This window comes from Fructilactobacillus florum DSM 22689 = JCM 16035 (assembly GCF_001436645.1).
Lineage (GTDB): Bacteria > Bacillota > Bacilli > Lactobacillales > Lactobacillaceae > Fructilactobacillus > Fructilactobacillus florum.
The window spans coordinates 1-18,738 of the sequence record NZ_AYZI01000006.1 but is presented as its reverse complement, the minus strand read 5'-3'; the positions used below and the strand labels follow the sequence as shown (position 1 = coordinate 18,738).

Below are 18,738 nucleotides of genomic sequence, written 5' to 3'. Positions count from 1 at the left end.
TCTAGAGATGGTTGCAATCCAGCGTTTTTTTTTGTACGTTATTAGAGAAGGAGAACTCGAATACTATGAAAAAATCGTTGATATACGTGGCACTGTCGACAGTGCTATTTAGTTTGATGGAAATTGCTTTAAAAGTAGCCGGGAATCAATTTAATCCGATTCAGTTGAATCTCATTCGGTTTGCACTCGGGGGGTTAGTAATTTTGCCGTTTGCCATTATGCGGTTGCGACAGCAACATCATCGCTTGCACCTAGCAGACTGGAAGATCTTCTCGCTAACCGGCTTTTTATGCGTCGTAATCTCAATGACGCTGTACCAGCTAGCCATTGTATATGGTGAACCAGCCATTGTGGCCGTATTATTTAGCTGTAATCCAGTTTTTGCTTTGATTTTTGCTTATTTGATTTTACATGAAGCCGTTTCTAGAACCGATATTATTTCGCTGGTTTTATCCGTTGTAGGTTTGCTAGTAATCATTGATCCGTTTAAATTAACTGATCCGATCGGAATTTCCTTGGCAATTTTAGCAGCAGCAACCTTTGGATTTTATAGCATTATGTCACAGGCAAGCTCTTTGAAAGTTCATTTAGACGGAGTGGTGATGACTAGTTTTACTTTTATCGCCGGAGCCTTAGAATTGCTAGTGCTGATTTTAATAACTAAGCTAGCTCCCGTTGCGCAAGTTTTGCGGTCAGTGAGTTGGCTGCGGATGTTTGCAGATATCCCAATCATGACCAATGTTAACCTAGCTAACCTGCCAATTTTATTATTTGTCGGGGTTGCCGTTACGGGAGGCGGCTTTGCTTTTTATTTTCTGGCGCTCCAACAAAGCGGCGTATCGATTGCTTCCTTAGTCTTTTTTTTCAAACCCGTTCTTTCACCGATCTGTGCCTTCTTTTTGATCGGAGAAGCAATTAATTTGCCGACGATGATTGGGATTGCAATTATTATCGTGGGTTCAATTGTGACGTTGTATGGATATCATGTCCAAAATCGTGATGAAGATGAATTATTAGAAAAATAGCAACAGTCAAAAAAGACAGCACGGATTCGTCCGGAGGCTGTTTTTTTTACTAAAAACCTTTTGTCAGCAGCATTAACAGCACTAACCAAATTTTCCTATCAATTTGTAAGTGTTTTTACTAGACGAAAACAGTGCAACTTGCTAATATAGATTGTGCGCAATGTAGTTGTGGTTCCCAGTGTACTTCGCAGCTATAGGGCCAGTTGTTGTTATCGTTGCATTATAGACAGAAAGGAATTTTTTTATGTTTAAGCACACTCGTAAATTACAGTACAACGCCAAACCAGATCGTCCAGATCCATTGATGGCTCGTCGTTTCCAGGAATCATTAGGTGGTCAATGGGGTGAAATGACCGGGATGATGTCATACTTGGCCCAAGGTTGGGCTTCAACTGGTGATGAAAAGTACAAAGACCTGTTGTTAGATACAGGTACTGAAGAAATTGCTCACGTGGAAATGATTTCAACGATGATTGCTTACTTGTTGGAAGATGCTCCAATGTACGCAAAAGAAGAAGCAATTAAAAAGGATCCTGCCCTTGCAGCAGTTGTTGGTGGCATGGACCCCGAAGCTGCCATTGTGCACGGAATGACAGCTGGTCTTACTAATCCTAACGGAGCAGCCTGGACGGGTGCCTACACTACTTCTAGTGGAAACCTAGTTGCTGATATGCGGTTTAACGTTGTGCGCGAATCAGAAGCTCGTTTACAAGTAAGTCGTCTTTACTACATGACTGAGGACGAGGGTGTTCGTGACATGCTTAAATTCTTGCTGGCACGAGAAACTCAACACCAGTTACAATTTATGAAGGCACAAGAAGAGTTAGAGGAAAAGTACGGTGTAATCGTACCAGGTGATATGAAAGAAATTGAACATGAAAAATACACTCACGTTCTGATGAACTTCTCTGATGGGGAAGGTTCAAAAGAATTTGAGGGTCAGGTTGCTAAAGATGGTCAGAAGTTCACTTACCAAGAGAACCCACTTGCTGAAGGTGGCATTCCTAAGGTTAAACCTGCTGACAAGCACCTTCACAACCACCAAGGCTAGTCGTTGAAGTTTTATTAATGACAAGGATTGGTTAAATAAAGGGATTGGTTCTGTTGATTCAGAACCAATCCCTTTTTGAAAGCAACGTTTATAAACATCAAAAAAGCCTTGGATTATTAATAATCCAAGGCTTTTTCACTAGTGGGCAGCCAGGGGATCGAACCCTGGACCCACGGATTAAGAGTCCGTTGCTCTGCCAGCTGAGCTAGCTGCCCATTTAAAGCACATGTAGTATCTTATCATAGCTGAAATTAGTCTGCAATAGCTAAAGTGAAAAATATCTTAGAAAAGCAGATTAGGCCTACTAATGAGGGGCTTATTTAGTTATGTTATACTGTAATTTGATAGAGTGCGTTTAAAGAACGTAGCTTAACTTGGTTATAATCGAAAAGTACGAACCACAAACAAGAATATTAGGAGTGATTTCTAATGGCAAAAATTTTAGTAGTTGATGACGAAAAGCCGATCACTGATATTGAGAAATTTAGTTTAACCAAAGAAGGTTATGAAGTTGAGGTGGCTAATGATGGTGAAGCAGCCTTGAAAAAGGTTGAGTCTGATGAGCCAGATTTGATTATTTTAGATTTAATGCTCCCTAAAATGGATGGGCTTGAGGTTGCTAAAGAAATTCGCAAAACTCACGACACTCCGATTATCATGGTAACGGCAAAAGATTCTGAACTTGATAAGGTACTTGGACTTGAAATTGGAGCTGATGACTACGTTACGAAACCATTTTCGAATCGGGAATTAGTGGCGCGGGTTAAAGCTAATTTACGGCGCCAATTGGTAGTTAATGAAGCAAATTCTTCAGAGGACAACGCTACAAAGGAAATTAGTTTGGGAAACTTAGTAGTTCATCCAGATTCGTATTCGGTCACCAAGAACGGCGAGCCGGTTGATTTAACCCATCGAGAATTTGAATTAATTCACTACTTAGCGCAGCATGCGGGTCAGGTGATGACACGCGAACACCTGTTACAAACTGTTTGGGGATATGATTACTTTGGAGATGTGCGGACAGTTGACGTAACCGTGCGGCGTTTGCGAGAAAAGATTGAAGATGATCCCAGCCATCCACAGTGGTTAGCAACACGTCGAGGCGTTGGCTACTATGTGCGGGATGCAAATGAGGGCGAATAAAAGAGGGCACTGTTATGAAAAATCAATGGAAATTTTTTAAATCCATTCACTTCAAAATTGCCCTAGTGTTTGTACTGATGATGTTGCTGACCCTTGAAACCGTGGGCGCCGTTTTTGTGCGGCAGCTAGAGTACCAAAATTTGAGTACCTTCAAGTATTCAATTCAGCTTAAGCCCTACGTCAACTCTTCCTTGAAACGAGAGTTAGCTCGAAAGGATCATTTTAAGGCCAATAAACAAATTCAGACGATTCTACAGGATATTGATGTTAGCAATGTTGACGAAATCACGGTTGTTGATTCCCGCGGGAATATTCGTGGAACTAACCAAACCAGCCAACAGTCCTTAGTTGGTCAAAAAAATACTGATAGTGATATTAAAAACTCACTGTATAGTGGGAAAACGATTGAAAAGAATACCGCCCGTGGTAATAACCGGTACTATACGCTGGTAACACCACTAATTAATAGTGCTAAAAATCAAAATAACATTGAGGGAGCCGTCTATATCCGGGCTAATCTAAGCCAGGTTTATCACAACATTAATAATATCACGCTGATTTATTTGTTCGCAGCCGTGTTATCAATCATCTTGGGTTTAATTCTGACCTTAATTATTTCACGGGCGATTACGCGTCCAATCGAAGAATTAAAACAGCAAACGGAACAAATTGCCCGTGGGGACTATTCTGGGCACGTCCAAGTTTATGGTAATGATGAACTGGGACAGTTAGCGCATGCGGTCAATAATTTATCAGTTCAAGTGGAGGAGTCACAGGAATCTACCGAGGCGGAACGGCGGCGACTCGACTCAGTCTTGGACAACATGACTGATGGAGTGGTTGCAACGGATCGCCGGGGGATTGTCACGATTGTTAACGACGAAACTTTGGAATTGTTAAACATTGGGCGTGATGATGTTGTCGGGCAACCATTGCTAAAAATTTTGAAATTGGATCAAAAATATGGGCTTAAAGATTTAATCGAGCGACCGGTTCAAGAATTTTTGGATTTTTCGACCCCGGAACGTAAATTGATTTTGTCAGCCCGCTTCTCGCTGCTCCAACGAAAATCTGGGTTTATTAATGGGATTGTTTGTGTGTTTCACGATGTTACGGCGCAACAAAAGATTGATTCCGATCGACGACAGTTTGTTTCAAACGTGTCCCACGAATTACGCACACCTTTAACTAGTGTTCATTCGTATTTGGAAGCATTATTAGATGGAGCATGGCAAGATCACACTTTGGCACCCAAGTTTCTGCACGTTGCGCAAGATGAGACTAACCGTATGATTCGGATGATTAATGACCTGCTCACGCTTTCACGGATGGACTCTGGAACGCAGCAATATAATCTAGAATTGGTGAACGTCAATAAATTATTTAATTATATTTTGGATCGATTTGATATGATCGTGAAAAACGAAACGACCACAAAAAAATATCTGATTAAACGTGATTTTACGAAACAAGATTTGTGGGCTGAGGTGGATACGGATCGATTTACCCAGGTGATTGATAATATCATTAATAATGCGGTGAAATATTCTCCCGATGGAGGAACGATTACCTGTCGTTTATATGAAAATCACAACCAAATCGTGCTCAGTATTTCCGACCAGGGATTGGGTATGCCGCAAGCGGCGATTAAACATATTTTTGATCGATTTTACCGGGTTGATAAGGCACGGGCGCGTGCGCAGGGCGGTAGTGGTTTAGGTCTTGCAATTTCAAAGGAAATCATGGAATCCTTTGGTGGCGATATTCGGGTAACCAGTCAAGAAGGTCGCGGTTCGACATTCTACATTTCGTTGCCATTTGAAGCAGTTGAGGAGGATTTGTGGGATGAAGGAGAAGCTTAGACACTATTTTTTGCCAGGAATGGTAGGAATTGCAGTCATTATTAGTATCATTTTGTCGGTCTCGTTGCTGACAAATCCGGCTCGCTTTAGCAGTCGATCTCATCAAAATCGAACAACAGACATGCATAATGACAATAATACGCATAACGAATTAGACCTCTATGCACCAACCCAGTTAATTGAAACCACCAGTACAGGACAGCAAAACCTAGTAACGTCTCCGACTACCAACCTAATTGGCGAAGTGTTGCGACAACTGCGCCAAGAGCATTTTTCTGCAGTGAAGCAGATTAGCACCAATAATCAAAAACAGTATCAAGCAATCCTCCACAAGCCAAATACGATGTCATTAAATTACACGAATCCGATTTCCACCGACAAAGTCGCAAAGTTACTTCGCTATCAGGATCTTAACGGGCTGGGGCAAGTTTCACGACTAGTGGTTCCCATTGATGAACCACACGAGCTTTATTTGTTAGCTGATGAGAATCAAACAGTTTATCGAGTGTCCCTTGCTACTAAGCAAGCAACTAATTTTAAAAAGTTCTTGCAGCATGGGGTTACTAAAAACCGAGTGGAAGTTAAGTTTATGAATCGAAAACCGTGGCTATTTTTCCCTAATCCAGTTATTATGAACGACTATGCGTTTATGTTACAGGAACAGTCGCAATCGTCATATCTGAATCGGGTCATTGGAAATGCAACGAATGCTAACGTTAAGCATCGTCAGGGGAAAACAACCTATAGTTCTCCTGATCAAGAGCTGACTTTCGATCATAATGACAACGTTACCTATAATAATTATCGACCAACAAAACGAATTGTTCGGCAAGAAGATGCGTTAAATGCGGCCTATCAAAATGCTATTCAGTTAGGGATTCCCTTGGACAACACTAAATTTGATAGTTATGTAGCTAAAGACCATACGGTGGTCTATCGCTTGTTCATTGAGGGTTTTCCGCTCTTTAGCGATGATCAATTAGGTACCTATACTTATCGGTATATCAATCAAAACTCCGAACAATATCAATTTTCTCTCCGCGATTTTCAGATCCCAATTCCAACTGACGATTCAAAGACAACTTTGCCGAATACGAGTGATGTACTCGCAACTTTACAGCAACGTGGGCTTAGTCATCAGCAATTGCAGGGGATGACGTTAGGTTATCAGGTGGTTACCAGCAAAGCCGATAGTTTGGTGGTAACGCTCCAGCCAACGTGGTTTGTTAAATACGATAATCAATGGGTTAACTATCAAGTAGCAGGCTTAAACAACAATAACGGAAAGGAGTAGGCGAAATGAATTTTAAGCGTATTCAGGAAATTTTTCTGCTCGCCTTTATCGTAATTGATGTTTTCCTGTACACCATGACTAAAAATGGTAATATTCAAAGTGATGATACTAATGCTGGAAGTGCTGGCAATACCATTGTCAAAGAGATGAAGCGAGATTCGATTTCGGTCGGAACGCTTTCACAAAAACGTACGAATGGGTACTATCTTTCTGCCGAAGTTCGGACGGATTTAAACGAGCACCTGGGTGACCTAAAAAACCAGAATGCGCGGGTTGATAATAATACTTTGATAAGTGATTTTCGGCATAGTTATAAACTTAATCCAGAACACCCGGAAAAACGTTTGAATGAACTGATCAAGCAGCCCGGATTTGTAATAGATGGCGCAAGTTACCATTACGATCGGGATCTATCAACAGCTACGAAGGTTGTTTATAGTCAGCTACTAGAAAATCAACTGGCGTACAGTGCTGATGGTCGCTTGACTTTTAATGTTGCGCGAAATGGTCAGTTGACAGGATACTCGCAGCGAGAACTAGCCGAAGTTAAGATTTTGCATGAAAAAGCAGAACTAATTTCAGAAGAACGTGCGGTAATCTCGCTGTACCAGTATAATGAAATTCCCAATAACTCTAAGATTTTATGGAAAAAACTGGCTTATAGTCGGTTGCTACAGATTAACGGAAAAGATGTCTATATCCCAACGTGGGTGATTGCAACTAAGAGTAATGCAACAAACAAGAATCAAGTTAATCGGATTAACGCCTTTAATGGAGCAGCTTTTAATACCCAAAAGGTAAATGTAGCTAATTCAAATAATGATGAAAACCCTCAGGGAGAAAGTGAAGCAAAGTGAAAAGCGGGGACGATCTAAAAATTAGCGTGCTATCGAGTGGGAGTGGCGGAAACTGTACGTATATTGAAACGCCTCAGCACAAAGTGATTCAGGATGCAGGCTTATCGGGAGTTCGAATTGAGCGGCTACTCCAGGCGATTGGAAAAGATCTACGTGAGGTGGATGCTTTATTTGTGACGCACGAACACACCGATCATGCTAAGGGAGTTGGCATTTTAGCCCGTAAATATGGCATGGATGTCTATGCTAATCAGGCGACGTGGCGTGCGATGGACGGTAAAATTGGCAAGATACCGATAGAACAAAAACAGCTTTTTGATCCAAACGCCACCAAATTATTAGGTGATTTGGACATTGAGAGTTTTACGGTTCCGCATGATGCAGCGCAGGCCCAATTTTACAATTACCATCATAATGGTAAAAGCTTTGTGATTGTTACTGATACAGGAGCGATTACGGATCGAATTGAGGGAGTCATCCAAAATGCGGATGCTTATTTGTTTGAGTGTAACTATGACACGGAAATGTTAATGACCGGTGATTACTCATATTCCACCAAGATGAGAATTAACAGTGCTACGGGACATTTATCGAATGTGGCTGGAACGGAGGCATTGATGGATGTGATGGGACCAAAAACCAAAAATATTTTTTTGGCGCACCGCAGTCATCATAATAATACCAAGTCATTAGCACGAATGACGGTGGCATCAATGATGCAGAGTAATGGACTAGGGGTTGGACGTGATTTTCAGCTTCGAGACACCGATGTGGAGCATCCGTCAAAGATTATAAAATTATAAGTTGTTTTGCAATCAAAACCATCAGCTAGCAAGGAAGGGCAAGCCCAGCGCTTTTTTCTTGTTAGTTTTTTTAGTATTAGCGGGTTATTGATTGTTAACGATTAACGTTTGGAAAAGTGGCTTTTCGAACAATGTTAGCGAAAATCGGTCGAAAATTAGGTAAAAAAAGAACTGCAGATAGGTACGGTGGAAATTGCTGTGTATAACTATGTGGATAAAGTATGTGAAAAATAAAGAAGCCGATGATGAAAAGGTTTTTCGCTGGTGAATAACTTTTAAATAATATCCACAGTGATTGTGGATAACTTCATGAAACAAAATCCGTAAAAAATAGAATGCTGATGTAGCAAGCTTTGGCTGCGATAATTCTTGTGTTAACGAACATATGTTGTTATTAAAAATGTGGATAACTAAAAAAGTAGTTGACAAAAGGAAAAAATATACAGTCCCAGCAAAAGCCGGATTCATGATAAAATTGAACAACCTCCTGTGGATAACTATGTGGATAAATTGTGAAAAGGAGTTAGTTATGAACATTAAATTAGCAGTTGTTGGTAAAATTAGGGAAAAATATTTTCAAGCAGCCATTCAGGAGTACCAAAAACGAATGGGACGATTTTGTGATTTTCAAATTATGCAGGTTCCCGATCAAAAGGCACCAGAAAATTTAAGTGCTGCCGAAAAACAACAGGTCATGGAACAGGAGGGAATCAGACTACTAACTAAAATTAAACCGCGCGACTATGTAATTGCCTTAGCGATTAAGGGAAAACAGTATTCATCAGAAGAGTTGGCGGCGACCATCAAAAATTTGACTACATATGGACATTCGGATTTAACCTTTGTGATTGGTGGGTCTTTAGGATTGGCGCCAGCGGTTCTGCAGCGTGCAGATGCAACGCTGTCATTTGGAGCAATGACGTTGCCCCATCAGTTAATGAGAGTGGTTTTGTGCGAACAGCTTTATCGGACTTTCATGATTAACCAACATCGCCCCTATCATAAATAACGGCGAGGAGGCAGGACCTACCTTTTAAAGTGAAATAGACTATTATTGAGATATCGTAAAAATTAGGGAGATGGGAATGTGGTTCGAAAACGACCGGCAGTTCAAGTTAAGTGGCTAACAATTATCATAATTGTGTTGGTGGGTGGAGTGGCCTGGTTGTTTACCAGATACAACGCATCATTTTACCAACAAACCGTTGCACAAGTTGAACAGGTCCACAACGGGCATCGGGAAAAAACTACCGATGAATTTCAAAATAAAGCTTATCAACAGAATCAAAATCTCCGTTTGCGGATTTTGAACGGAAATCGCAAGGGAGAACTCGTAACAACCACCAACCAGTTTACGACGGCGCAGGCAACTGATATGGAGTATCGACCAGGACAACAGGTTTTCGTTCATTTAAATGCCAAAAAGCACCAAAAAAGTAATGAAATGATTACTGGTTTTAAGCGAGATTCGGTTGTGGTGTTTCTAATCTGGCTGACAGTGACGCTATTGTTAGTAATCTTAAAACTACGAGGTTCGATGGCATTGCTGAGTTTAGTGATTAACGCCGTACTGTTTTTCTGTGCGGTTCAACTGGATGTGCGGACGAACTTTAATCCGATTTGGTTGTTTGCGGGTCTGGCGGTCATTTTTACTGTTGTGACAGCGTTTTTGATTTTTGGGAAATCCCAAGAGACGGTCGTTACCATTATGGCAACTTTGGGTGGGACTGCGGCGGCGTTGTTAATTGCTGTGTTCGTGTTGACGGCCACCAACCAGCGCGGAATGAACTTTGAGATGATGGATTATGTGACGCAACAGCGCCTGCCATTGTTCTACGCTGGTAGTATGATTGGAGCCCTTGGCGCCATTATGGATCTGTCGGCAGACATTACGTCAAGCCTCTTTGCAATTTACCGTGAGGAACCACAGCTGACTTTTTGGGAACTGTTTTTAAATGCTAGAAAAATTGGCCGTTCGATCATGGGACCGCTAATTAATGTGTTGTTTTTGATTTTTGTAGCTAGTACTTTCCCGATGATGGTGCTGTTTTTAAAGAATGGCAACAGCTGGGGATACGCTTATTCCATGATTATGACTTTAGGAATTGTCCAGAGCTTAATTAGCGGCATCGGGATTTCATTAACGGTTCCAATTACTGGACTATTGGCCGGGGGTGTTTGTGAAATGAAGGTGCTTAAATGACAACGATTATGGCCTTAATTCTAATCTTGTTTGCTTCTATGTTGTTGGCGGGTGGACGCCAAGGATTTGTTTCTTTTTTAGGGTTAATTTTTAATTTTGGGATTGTGTTTATTTCAGTAGTGCTAATTGCGATGGGATTCCCCTATCTAATCGTGACACTTATTAATGCAGTAATTATTCTGGTGGTCTCCATTTATTTTGGAAACGAGCAAGGACGCAATGCCGACGTAGCCTTTATAACGGCGTTGTTGGTGGTTGGACTACTAGTAATTTTGATTATCCCCGTGCAGCATTGGGCTCAGGTGCAAGGATTTGGAGTTGAAAATACCGAAGATCTTGAGGGGCTCTCGCTCCAACTGGGAGTTCGGTTCTTGGATGTTTCTTGTGCGATGACTATTTTGAGTTGTTTGGGTGCCGTGGCGGAAGCAGCTGTGGCGGTTGCTACTGGTTTAACCGAGTTACAAGCCCATAACCACCAAATTTCTGATGCCGAGTTGCGTCGGACGGGAACCCGTGTTGGTAAAGAGATTGTCGGGACAGCATTTAATACCCTTTTTTTTGGATTTTATGGTGAATTGCTTGGGTTATTTATCTGGTTTTCACGGCTGCACTATAGTTTTGGGATGGTTTTGAATGATAAAATTTTTGTTTCTCAACTAATTATGACTTTGATTTCAGCGATTGGAGTAGTGTTAACAATTCCGGTTACGATTGGAATCGTGATTTATCAGCATCATCACCAGCCAGCGACTACCGCAAATGATGAGCACCGTCTCAAATAGGAATGTTGGGGATTATTTGAAAAAGATTAATTTTTTTAATTGTGTTTTATTATATTTAGCTAAATTGTTTATCTAACTAATAAATAGTGCTATGATAATCACGAAAAGGGAGGTATAGATTATGACAGATGTAAAGAAGATTCCTGCAGCAGTTGCGATGGTTAAAGTCTTGGAAGCTTATGGCGTTAAGGACGTTTATGGTTATCCAGGTGGTTCAATTAACTCAACGCTCCATGCCTTGGATGCTGAGAAGGATAACATCAACTACATTCAGGTTCGTCATGAACAAGTGGGGGCGTTAGCTGCTTCTGCTCATGCTAAGTTAACTGGAAAGTTAGGAGTTGCTTTTGGATCGGCTGGTCCAGGAGCGGTTAACTTGTTAAATGGTTTGTATGACGCTAAAGAGGATCATGCTCCGGTGCTAGCCTTGGTCGGTCAGGTTCCTCATAATAATATGAACTATAATTATTTCCAGGAAATGCCTGAAGTTCCAATTTTTGAAGATGTTTCTGTTTATAATCGGATTGTAATGACTCCGGAAAGTCTGCCCCATGTCATTGATCGAGCAATTCACGAGGCTTACCAGAAAAAGGGTGTCGCTGTAGTTGTGATTCCAAATGACTTTGGGTTCGCCGAAATTCCAGATGTTCGCTACGACTCAGCCTCAGCCACGTACGACAAACCAGCCCCACAGCCAGTCGCAAGTGATGCGGAAGTTGACGTGTTCTTAGAATTAGTCCACGAAGCAAAGCGTCCGGTTATCCACGTTGGTCGGGGCATTAAAGCCGGTGGTGAAAAACTGGTAGAGTTATCACGTAAATTACAAATTCCATTTATTTTTGATGGTTTAGCAAAGGGTACTTTAGACGAAGATTACGAAGGTAATTTAGGAACAGCGAACCGAGCTGCTTCAAAAGCGGCCGATGAGATCTTAAGTACCGCTGATCTAGTGATTGCCATTGGTGGGGACTTCCCATTCGCCAACAGCGTCTATGCTAGCCATGAATTTAAATACATTCAAATTGACAATCAGGCAGTTGAATTGGGACGGCATCATGTTCCAGAACTTTCAATTCTTTCGGATGCAACGAAGTTTGTTGAAAAAGCTTTGGAGCGCAGTCAAAAGGTTGCTCCTTCAGCATTTTTCCAAGCTGCTGCTGCTGATATGCAGAACTGGAAAGCTTACATTCACAAGATGTTAACTAGTAAATCAGATCCACTGTTACCAGCTCAAGTTTACAATCAAGTAAACCGAATTGCTGAAAAAGATGCGATTTTCTCTGTTGACGTCGGTGATAACATCATTAATACGTTCCGTTATTTAGATGTTAAACCCGCACAGAAATGGGTTATTTCTGCTCTCTTTGCAACAATGGGCTCTGGAGTTCCAGGAGCAATTGCTGCTAAACAAAATGATCCAACTAAGCAGGTCTTTAACATTGCTGGGGACGGTGCTTTATCGATGGTAATGCAGGATCTAGTTACCGAGGTTAAGTACAAATTACCAATCATCAACATTGTGACTCAAAATGGCAATTTAGGCTTTATCGAAGGCGAACAAGAAGATTTGCCAATGCAAATCTTCGGTTTGGATTTACAGAAGCAAAACTTTGCCATGATTGCAAAAGGCATGGGCTTGGATGCGGTTCGAGTTAAAAACTATGCTGAGTTACCAGCTGCTTTTGATGAAGCACTGATGGCACTTAAAGCTGGGAAACCATTCTTAATTGATATTGAAATCGATAAGACGCGGGGATTACCAGTAGAAGATCTCATTGTTAAAATTAAAGATGGCAAACTCTCTGAAACGGTTAGTCCTAACTACCTTAAGAACAAAGGTAAAGGTGCTTACACTCTAGATGAGTTCTTTGCTAAATATGATGGTCAAGAATTAAAACCCCTTGCGCATTTCTTTGATGAAGCGGGTGTAAGACTTTAATCCGACTTCTTAAAACAGCTCTTATTTTGATAAGAGCTGTTTTTTTATTCTGATTTGGATACAATGGTTTTATAACGCTTGTATTTTAAGCACTAGGAAGAAGGATGGTTAATTAATGGTAGGACAGTTTTTATTTTTACTAGCAGCAGGAGTGGTGGCTGGTCTATTAGCAACGATTGCGGGACTAGCTTCGTTGGCATCTTATCCAGCGCTACTGCTGGTTGGGATTCCCCCGGTGATTGCCAATGTTTCAAATACGGTCGCCTTAATTTTCACTGGAGTTGGGGCGATTTCAGCTTCGTTGAAGGAACTACGTGGTCAGTGGAAACGGGTCATTGGCTATACAATTTTAGCCGTTATCGGAAGTTTGCTGGGAAGTTCATTTTTGTTGGTAGCTCCAGCGACCACCTTTGAAAAGGTGGTACCGTTTTTTATTTTAGTTGCCGGAGTCGTGCTACTGCTATCTGGTCGTGGGACTGAAAGTGGAGCCCAAAAACGATTGCAAGAGGATGCGCAACATCCTCGGCGGCGGCGCTGGATTCAGATTGCTAGTTTTTTGGGCATTATCTTTGTGGGAGGCTACCTTGGCTATTTTGGAGCAGCCGGTGGCGTTGTTTTGTTAGCAATTCTTGCAGTCATTACTAGAGAGGATTTTGCGCACTACAATGCGGTAAAAAATGTGATGACCTTCGCTTGTAATATTACGGCAGCAACCTTATTTATTTTCAAGGCAACTATTGCCTGGCAGGCAGTCCTTCCCTTAGGTCTGGGCTTGTTGGTCGGTGGGTATTGTGGTCCCTTAATTGTTCGACACGTTAACGTAGCCTTGTTACGAGTGCTAATTTCGTTAGCTTCTTTTGGGTTAGCTGCCGTCTTATTTTATCAGGCCTACTTCTAAAATTATCATTGAATTATTGTAATCAAACAATTAAAATAAAATAGATTACAATTAAATGAGGTGAACATGATGAAGTGGTTTTTTTGGGGTCTGACCCTATTTTGGATACTGACAGCTATGGTAATGGCATTTGTACCGATGGGGATGGAGCCAGCGATGTACATGATGCTAATCGGAATGATGGCGCATAGCATTGTATGTGCTCTGCACGCAAAATAAAAAAAGGCTCTAGAAAAGACCAAAAATCTTTTCTAGAGCCCTTTTTTAAAGGCATGGATGATGAATTTAACGCCCGCTACCAAACAATAGCATACGATAGAAATGACGGCAGCCAGATTAGCTAACAGCGGATTGATTAGAAATAAAATGCCCACGCCAATACCTAAAAGTGCCCCGATTAAAAGTACCACGTTGAATGGTTGATTAGAATGTAGATTAACGCTGATGATTTTCTTAAGCACGCTAATGGTATTACTAATAAACCAAACGGAAAATAAGAGTGCCACAAGGTAGAAACTAAAGCCATTACTTAGGATTAAGAGCGAACCGATAAGGATATCAAGGATTGCATTAAAAATTAACCAACCTCTATTTTGATGATTATCTCGAGCAACCTGATGATTTAAAAGGAGATGATAGACGCCCATGCCTAATACTAGCGTACCGATGAAAATGGTGAGAAGTCTTAGGGAGGCCAGCGGATTAATGAAGATATAGAAACCCACTATAATGATTCCAATTCCGGCAAGTAATGACCAGTGGTCTATTTTTTTAGTTTGTTTTGCTAACATACTTGGTACTGCTCCTTTGCGGTATGAAATTTAAGTAAGCAACTTATTGGGGTTGTCGCGGAGCATGAATGCTTAATTCATGTTGGACTAACCAGGTCATCAGCGCCGAAATAAATAAGATGATAGCGACAATCGTATATGGAATGTGTGGATTGATGTCCATTAAACTTCCGGCAAAGATGGGACCGATGATATTACCAATACTGGTAAGGGACACGTTAATTCCGTTAATTAAGCCTTGCTGATTCTGACCAAAACGGGTTAAGAGGGTGGTAATAGCGGGTCGTAGAATGTCGAAGGCACAGAAGATGAAGAGGGTGGCCACAATTACGGAAACGGGTTGCTGGGTCAAGAGGATCCAAACGATCCCGGCAGTGCTTATGAGAAAGCACAATCGGGTTAGTCCAATTTCTGTAAACCAGCGGACTAAGCGGTCAAAAAGGATGACTTGTAGGATCAAAGAAAAGATCCCGTTTAAAATCATTACCAAAGCAATTTCATTCAGGGTAAATTTAAAGACCTGGTTAACATAGATAGTGTAGATACTTTCAAAGCCAGCCAGGCCGAAAGAGGCAATTAAAATCATGAGAAATAAAGCGACTAAGGGTTTGGTAAGAATGGTGTTAAGGCGTCCCTTGCGAATGATACTGGGGTCCGCTACTGCTCCACGACTATGATGTTTGAGATGACTAGGCATACCAAAAACAAAGACAATTGCGGCAATGATCCCTGCAGTTCCGGCAACCCAGAAAGGAGTTTTATAACTAACGTTGGCCAGCACGCCGCCAAGACCGGGTCCAAGAATCAAGCCACCACTAAACGAAGCGGAAAGCCACCCGATCACGCGCGCCCGATCTCGTTCACTAGAAAGATCCGCTGCTAAAGCCATCGAGGTAGTCCCAACCATGGCTGCTGCAATCCCACCAATCAGACGGGAAATATCGAATAACCACAAAGTTCCTGCTGCTGCGAAGAGAAATTCAGAGATGGTATACAGTAAGAGGCCGATCGTGAGGATGGGAGCGCGCCCGATGCGATCGGAAAGCCGTCCGACAATTGGAGAGAAAATGAACTGAGAAAAGGCGAATAATGAGGTCATAATTCCCATATCGGCGGCCGTTAAATGGTATTGAGTCTTGATAAAGGGACCAATCGGAATTACTAAACTCCATCCAAGACAAATGATGAAATTCGCGATGATAATGATTGCAATCGCCTTTTTAGTTGCATGATTCATAGCGGCTCCTTTCTAGATTCTCAGTTGTCGGTAAGCGTTAAAACAAAAGTATTCATAATTTAGAACAAATAGTTTACAATTGCAATCAAAGTATTTATTAAGACTAGGAGAGCAATCCAGATGGCAAAAATTGAACGTTTCTATAATTTATTCCAACCGGAACATTATAATGTATATTTAGATATTAATCGACAGACAAAAATAATTCACGGTCAAACCACGATTACGGGGCAAGCTACGCAAACCCAAATTGCCGTTAATCAAAAGGGACTTGCTGTGAGTGAGGTGCTTGCTGACGGAGTAGCAGTTCCTTTTGAAATTGATGATGAGGCGGAAGCATTGCGGATAACGTTACCAGTTGCTCCGGCAACGGTTACCTTGCAAGTTACTTATCAAACGAAATTAACCGATAGTTTGATGGGAATCTATCCATCCTACTACAAGGTTGACGGTCAATCCAAGCAGATAGTTGGAACCCAGTTTGAAACTACCTTTGCACGTCAAGCCTTTCCAGGCATTGATGAGCCAGAAGCTAAGGCGATCTTTCGCTTGGCAATTAAATTTGATGAACAGCCTGGAGAAACGATTCTGGCGAACATGCCAGAGGATTATGAGGCGGATGGAATTCATTACTTTCAGCCAACCGTTAAAATGTCAACATACTTAGTGGCGTTTGCGTTTGGTGAGTTGCAAAGTAAATTAACGACCACTACCAGTGGGGTTCAGGTCGGGGTTTTTGCTACAAAAGCGCATGAGGCAAAAGAATTGGACTTTGCTTTAGATCTTGCTAAGCGGTCAATTGAATTTTACGAGGATTTTTATCATACACCTTATCCATTGCCAAATTCTTGGCAATTAGCACTGCCTGATTTTTCTGCGGGGGCAATGGAAAACTGGGGTCTCGTTACGTACCGAGAAGCATATCTACTGATCGATCCAGAAAATACTTCATTTGACGTGAAACGTTTAGTTGCTACCGTAATTACGCATGAATTAGCTCATCAGTGGTTTGGTGATTTAGTTACTATGAAGTGGTGGGACGATCTGTGGTTGAATGAAAGCTTTGCTAATATGATGGAATATGTGGCGGTTGATGCCCTAGAACCAACGTGGAAGATTTGGGAGTTGTTCCAGGTATCTGATGTTCCAGCCGCCCTAGAACGTGATGCGACTGATGGAGTTCAACCAGTACACGTTGAAGTTCGCAACCCGGCTGAAATTGATGCGCTTTTTGATCCAGCGATTGTCTATGCCAAGGGAGCACGGATGCTGGTGATGGTCCGGGCACTCTTAGGAGATGATGCCTTAAGAGCTGGGCTGAAACAGTATTTTGCTGATCATCAATATGGAAATGCTCAGGGATCTGATTTGTGGCAAGCACTTGAGGATGCCTCTGGTTTAAAAATCGGTGAAATTATGCATTCTTGGCTGGAACAGCCTGGTTATCCGATGGTACACGCTCAAGTAAATGCAGAAGGACAACTGGTCTTAACCCAACAGCAGTTTTTAATTGGAGCAGGACAAGACCAAGGACGGCAGTGGGAGATTCCCTTAAATGGTAATTACGGGACAACTAAGATTATGCAGGAGCGGACGCTAACAGTTGGTGATTACCAACAACTTCGCCAGCAAGCTGGGGAACCCTTCCGTTTGAACGTTGGAAACAACTCTCATTATATTGTCAAATATGACCAGACATTATTAGCAGATATTTTGCAACATGCAAAATCATTATCGGCGATTGATCAACGCCAAATTCTGCAAGACTTGCGGTTACTTGCTGAGGCTCAGCAGGTTTCTTACGCTGATTTGGTACCATTATTACAAAAATTTGTTACCAGTCCAGCTAGCATTGTTAATGCTGAAATTTACCAAATTGCGCAGCAATTGCGGATATTTGTGGAACCGGGGAGTCTTGCAGCACGTCAACTGCGAATGCTCTTTGCAGCTCTCAGTCAGGCAACGGTTGCACGACTCGGGTTTGTGCCGAAGGCTGATGAGAGCAATGATGATCAATTAGTTCGACCATTAGCCTTGAGTGCAGCACTCTATGGGAAAAATGAACAGGTGATTAGCGAAGCTCACCAGCTATTTGGGCAATATCAAGAGAATTTAGCAGCATTGAATGCAGATGTGCGGGAGCAGGTTTTGCAAAGTGAAGTTGAACATTTTGCTAATCGGGAATTAGTAACTAGCTTATTACAACTTTATCAACAAACTTCTAATGCTAGCTTTAAAGAAGATTTGCGACAGGCACTGCCACACGTTCAGGATCCGGCTCGACTACAACAACTGGTCACTGAATTTAAGCATGCAGACGTCATTAAGCCACAGGATTTACGGGCTTGGTATCGTGGGGTTTTACAAAATCCTGCAGGAGAACAGCTCGCCTGGGACTGGCTCAGAGAGAACTGGGACTGGTTGGAAGCCACAGTTGGTGGGGACATGGAATTTTCGACTTACATTACAGTAACGGCTCAGATTTTTCATACCCCCGTGCGGTTAGCTGAATTTAAAGATTTCTTCCTGCCCAAAATTGATGTTCCTGGTCTAGGTCGTGAAATCAAATTGGATACCAAGTTGATTGCTGGAAAAGTATCATTAGTAGAAAACGAACAAAAGGCGGTTAAATTGGCTATTGCGGCCACAAATTAACCGTTTAAAGTTAAAACGTCATTCGAAATTATCGGATGACGTTTTTTTCTGACATTAATTGACTAAAACTATTGACAGTTGCGGTTGAGGGTTATAAGATAGTTCTTGTCTTCAAGATTAAAGAAGATTAGTGCTGATGAAACAGTGACAATTCATTGAAAATAATGATTGACAAATATTTACTAACGCGCTATGATA

16 protein-coding genes and 1 tRNA gene are annotated in these 18,738 nt (G+C 41.7%); 14 read left to right on the top strand and 3 right to left on the bottom strand.

The features are described 5' to 3' along the window. Window positions 1-65: 65 nt before the first annotated feature. Window positions 66-1,025, top strand: a complete 960-nt coding sequence (locus FC87_RS04115; protein ID WP_035421861.1) for a DMT family transporter — start codon at window positions 66-68, stop codon at window positions 1,023-1,025. Between the two features lie 244 nt (window positions 1,026-1,269). Further along, a complete protein-coding gene (locus FC87_RS04110; protein ID WP_009166389.1) occupies window positions 1,270-2,076 on the top strand; it encodes a manganese catalase in 807 nt (268 codons plus the stop codon). 142 nt (window positions 2,077-2,218) lie between these two features. Here FC87_RS04110 and FC87_RS04105 read toward each other — a convergent pair. Then, window positions 2,219-2,291, bottom strand: a tRNA-Lys gene (locus FC87_RS04105). A gap of 214 nt (window positions 2,292-2,505) precedes the next feature. On the opposite strand from FC87_RS04105, the gene yycF reads away from it, so the two are divergent. The 11 genes from yycF (at window position 2,506) to FC87_RS07090 (ending at window position 14,076) form a co-directional block, all read left to right on the top strand. Further along, window positions 2,506-3,219 carry a response regulator YycF gene (gene yycF / locus FC87_RS04100; protein WP_009167284.1) on the top strand — a complete coding sequence of 238 codons (714 nt, stop codon included), beginning with the start codon at window positions 2,506-2,508 and terminating at the stop codon, window positions 3,217-3,219. 14 nt (window positions 3,220-3,233) lie between these two features. Then, complete coding sequence (gene walK, locus FC87_RS04095; protein WP_009167285.1) at window positions 3,234-5,081, top strand: cell wall metabolism sensor histidine kinase WalK; 1,848 nt, start codon at window positions 3,234-3,236, stop codon at window positions 5,079-5,081. Further along, window positions 5,065-6,375 carry a two-component system activity regulator YycH gene (gene yycH, locus FC87_RS04090; RefSeq protein ID WP_035421177.1) on the top strand — a complete coding sequence of 437 codons (1,311 nt, stop codon included), beginning with the start codon at window positions 5,065-5,067 and terminating at the stop codon, window positions 6,373-6,375. Before walK ends, yycH begins: the two co-directional genes overlap by 17 nt. Before the next feature lie 5 nt (window positions 6,376-6,380). Further along, window positions 6,381-7,232, top strand: coding sequence for a two-component system regulatory protein YycI (locus FC87_RS04085; RefSeq protein ID WP_035421176.1), 852 nt, complete (start codon window positions 6,381-6,383; stop codon window positions 7,230-7,232). After that, window positions 7,229-8,035, top strand: coding sequence for an MBL fold metallo-hydrolase (locus FC87_RS04080; protein WP_009167288.1), 807 nt, complete (start codon window positions 7,229-7,231; stop codon window positions 8,033-8,035). The genes FC87_RS04085 and FC87_RS04080 overlap by 4 nt, the downstream gene beginning before the upstream one ends. A 529-nt stretch (window positions 8,036-8,564) precedes the next feature. Next, window positions 8,565-9,044 carry a 23S rRNA (pseudouridine(1915)-N(3))-methyltransferase RlmH gene (gene rlmH, locus FC87_RS04075; protein WP_054690496.1) on the top strand — a complete coding sequence of 160 codons (480 nt, stop codon included), beginning with the start codon at window positions 8,565-8,567 and terminating at the stop codon, window positions 9,042-9,044. Between the two features lie 78 nt (window positions 9,045-9,122). Then, a complete protein-coding gene (locus FC87_RS04070) occupies window positions 9,123-10,238 on the top strand; it encodes a YibE/F family protein (RefSeq protein WP_056961718.1) in 1,116 nt (371 codons plus the stop codon). Further along, the gene (locus FC87_RS04065) at window positions 10,235-11,020 is read left to right on the top strand and encodes a YibE/F family protein (protein WP_009167291.1); all 786 of its coding nucleotides are present in this window, start codon (window positions 10,235-10,237) and stop codon (window positions 11,018-11,020) included. Before FC87_RS04070 ends, FC87_RS04065 begins: the two co-directional genes overlap by 4 nt. A 121-nt stretch (window positions 11,021-11,141) precedes the next feature. Further along, entirely contained in the window at window positions 11,142-12,959 is a 1,818-nt protein-coding gene (gene spxB, locus FC87_RS04060; RefSeq protein WP_056961716.1) for a pyruvate oxidase, read from the top strand. A gap of 115 nt (window positions 12,960-13,074) precedes the next feature. Continuing rightward, on the top strand, window positions 13,075-13,857 hold the full coding sequence (locus FC87_RS04055; protein WP_056961714.1) for a sulfite exporter TauE/SafE family protein: 783 nt from the start codon (window positions 13,075-13,077) through the stop codon (window positions 13,855-13,857). 66 nt (window positions 13,858-13,923) lie between these two features. Continuing rightward, a complete protein-coding gene (locus FC87_RS07090; protein WP_164476871.1) occupies window positions 13,924-14,076 on the top strand; it encodes a hypothetical protein in 153 nt (50 codons plus the stop codon). 32 nt (window positions 14,077-14,108) lie between these two features. On the opposite strand, the gene FC87_RS04050 is transcribed toward FC87_RS07090, so the two are convergent. Beyond that, a complete protein-coding gene (locus FC87_RS04050) occupies window positions 14,109-14,648 on the bottom strand; it encodes an HdeD family acid-resistance protein (RefSeq protein ID WP_054690493.1) in 540 nt (179 codons plus the stop codon). A gap of 43 nt (window positions 14,649-14,691) precedes the next feature. Further along, a complete protein-coding gene (locus FC87_RS04045) occupies window positions 14,692-15,885 on the bottom strand; it encodes an MFS transporter (protein WP_054690490.1) in 1,194 nt (397 codons plus the stop codon). A 120-nt stretch (window positions 15,886-16,005) separates the two neighbouring features. Here FC87_RS04045 and FC87_RS04040 point away from each other — a divergent pair, with 120 nt between their 5' ends. After that, the gene (locus tag FC87_RS04040) at window positions 16,006-18,540 is read left to right on the top strand and encodes a M1 family metallopeptidase (protein ID WP_056961712.1); all 2,535 of its coding nucleotides are present in this window, start codon (window positions 16,006-16,008) and stop codon (window positions 18,538-18,540) included. Window positions 18,541-18,738 lie beyond the last annotated feature (198 nt).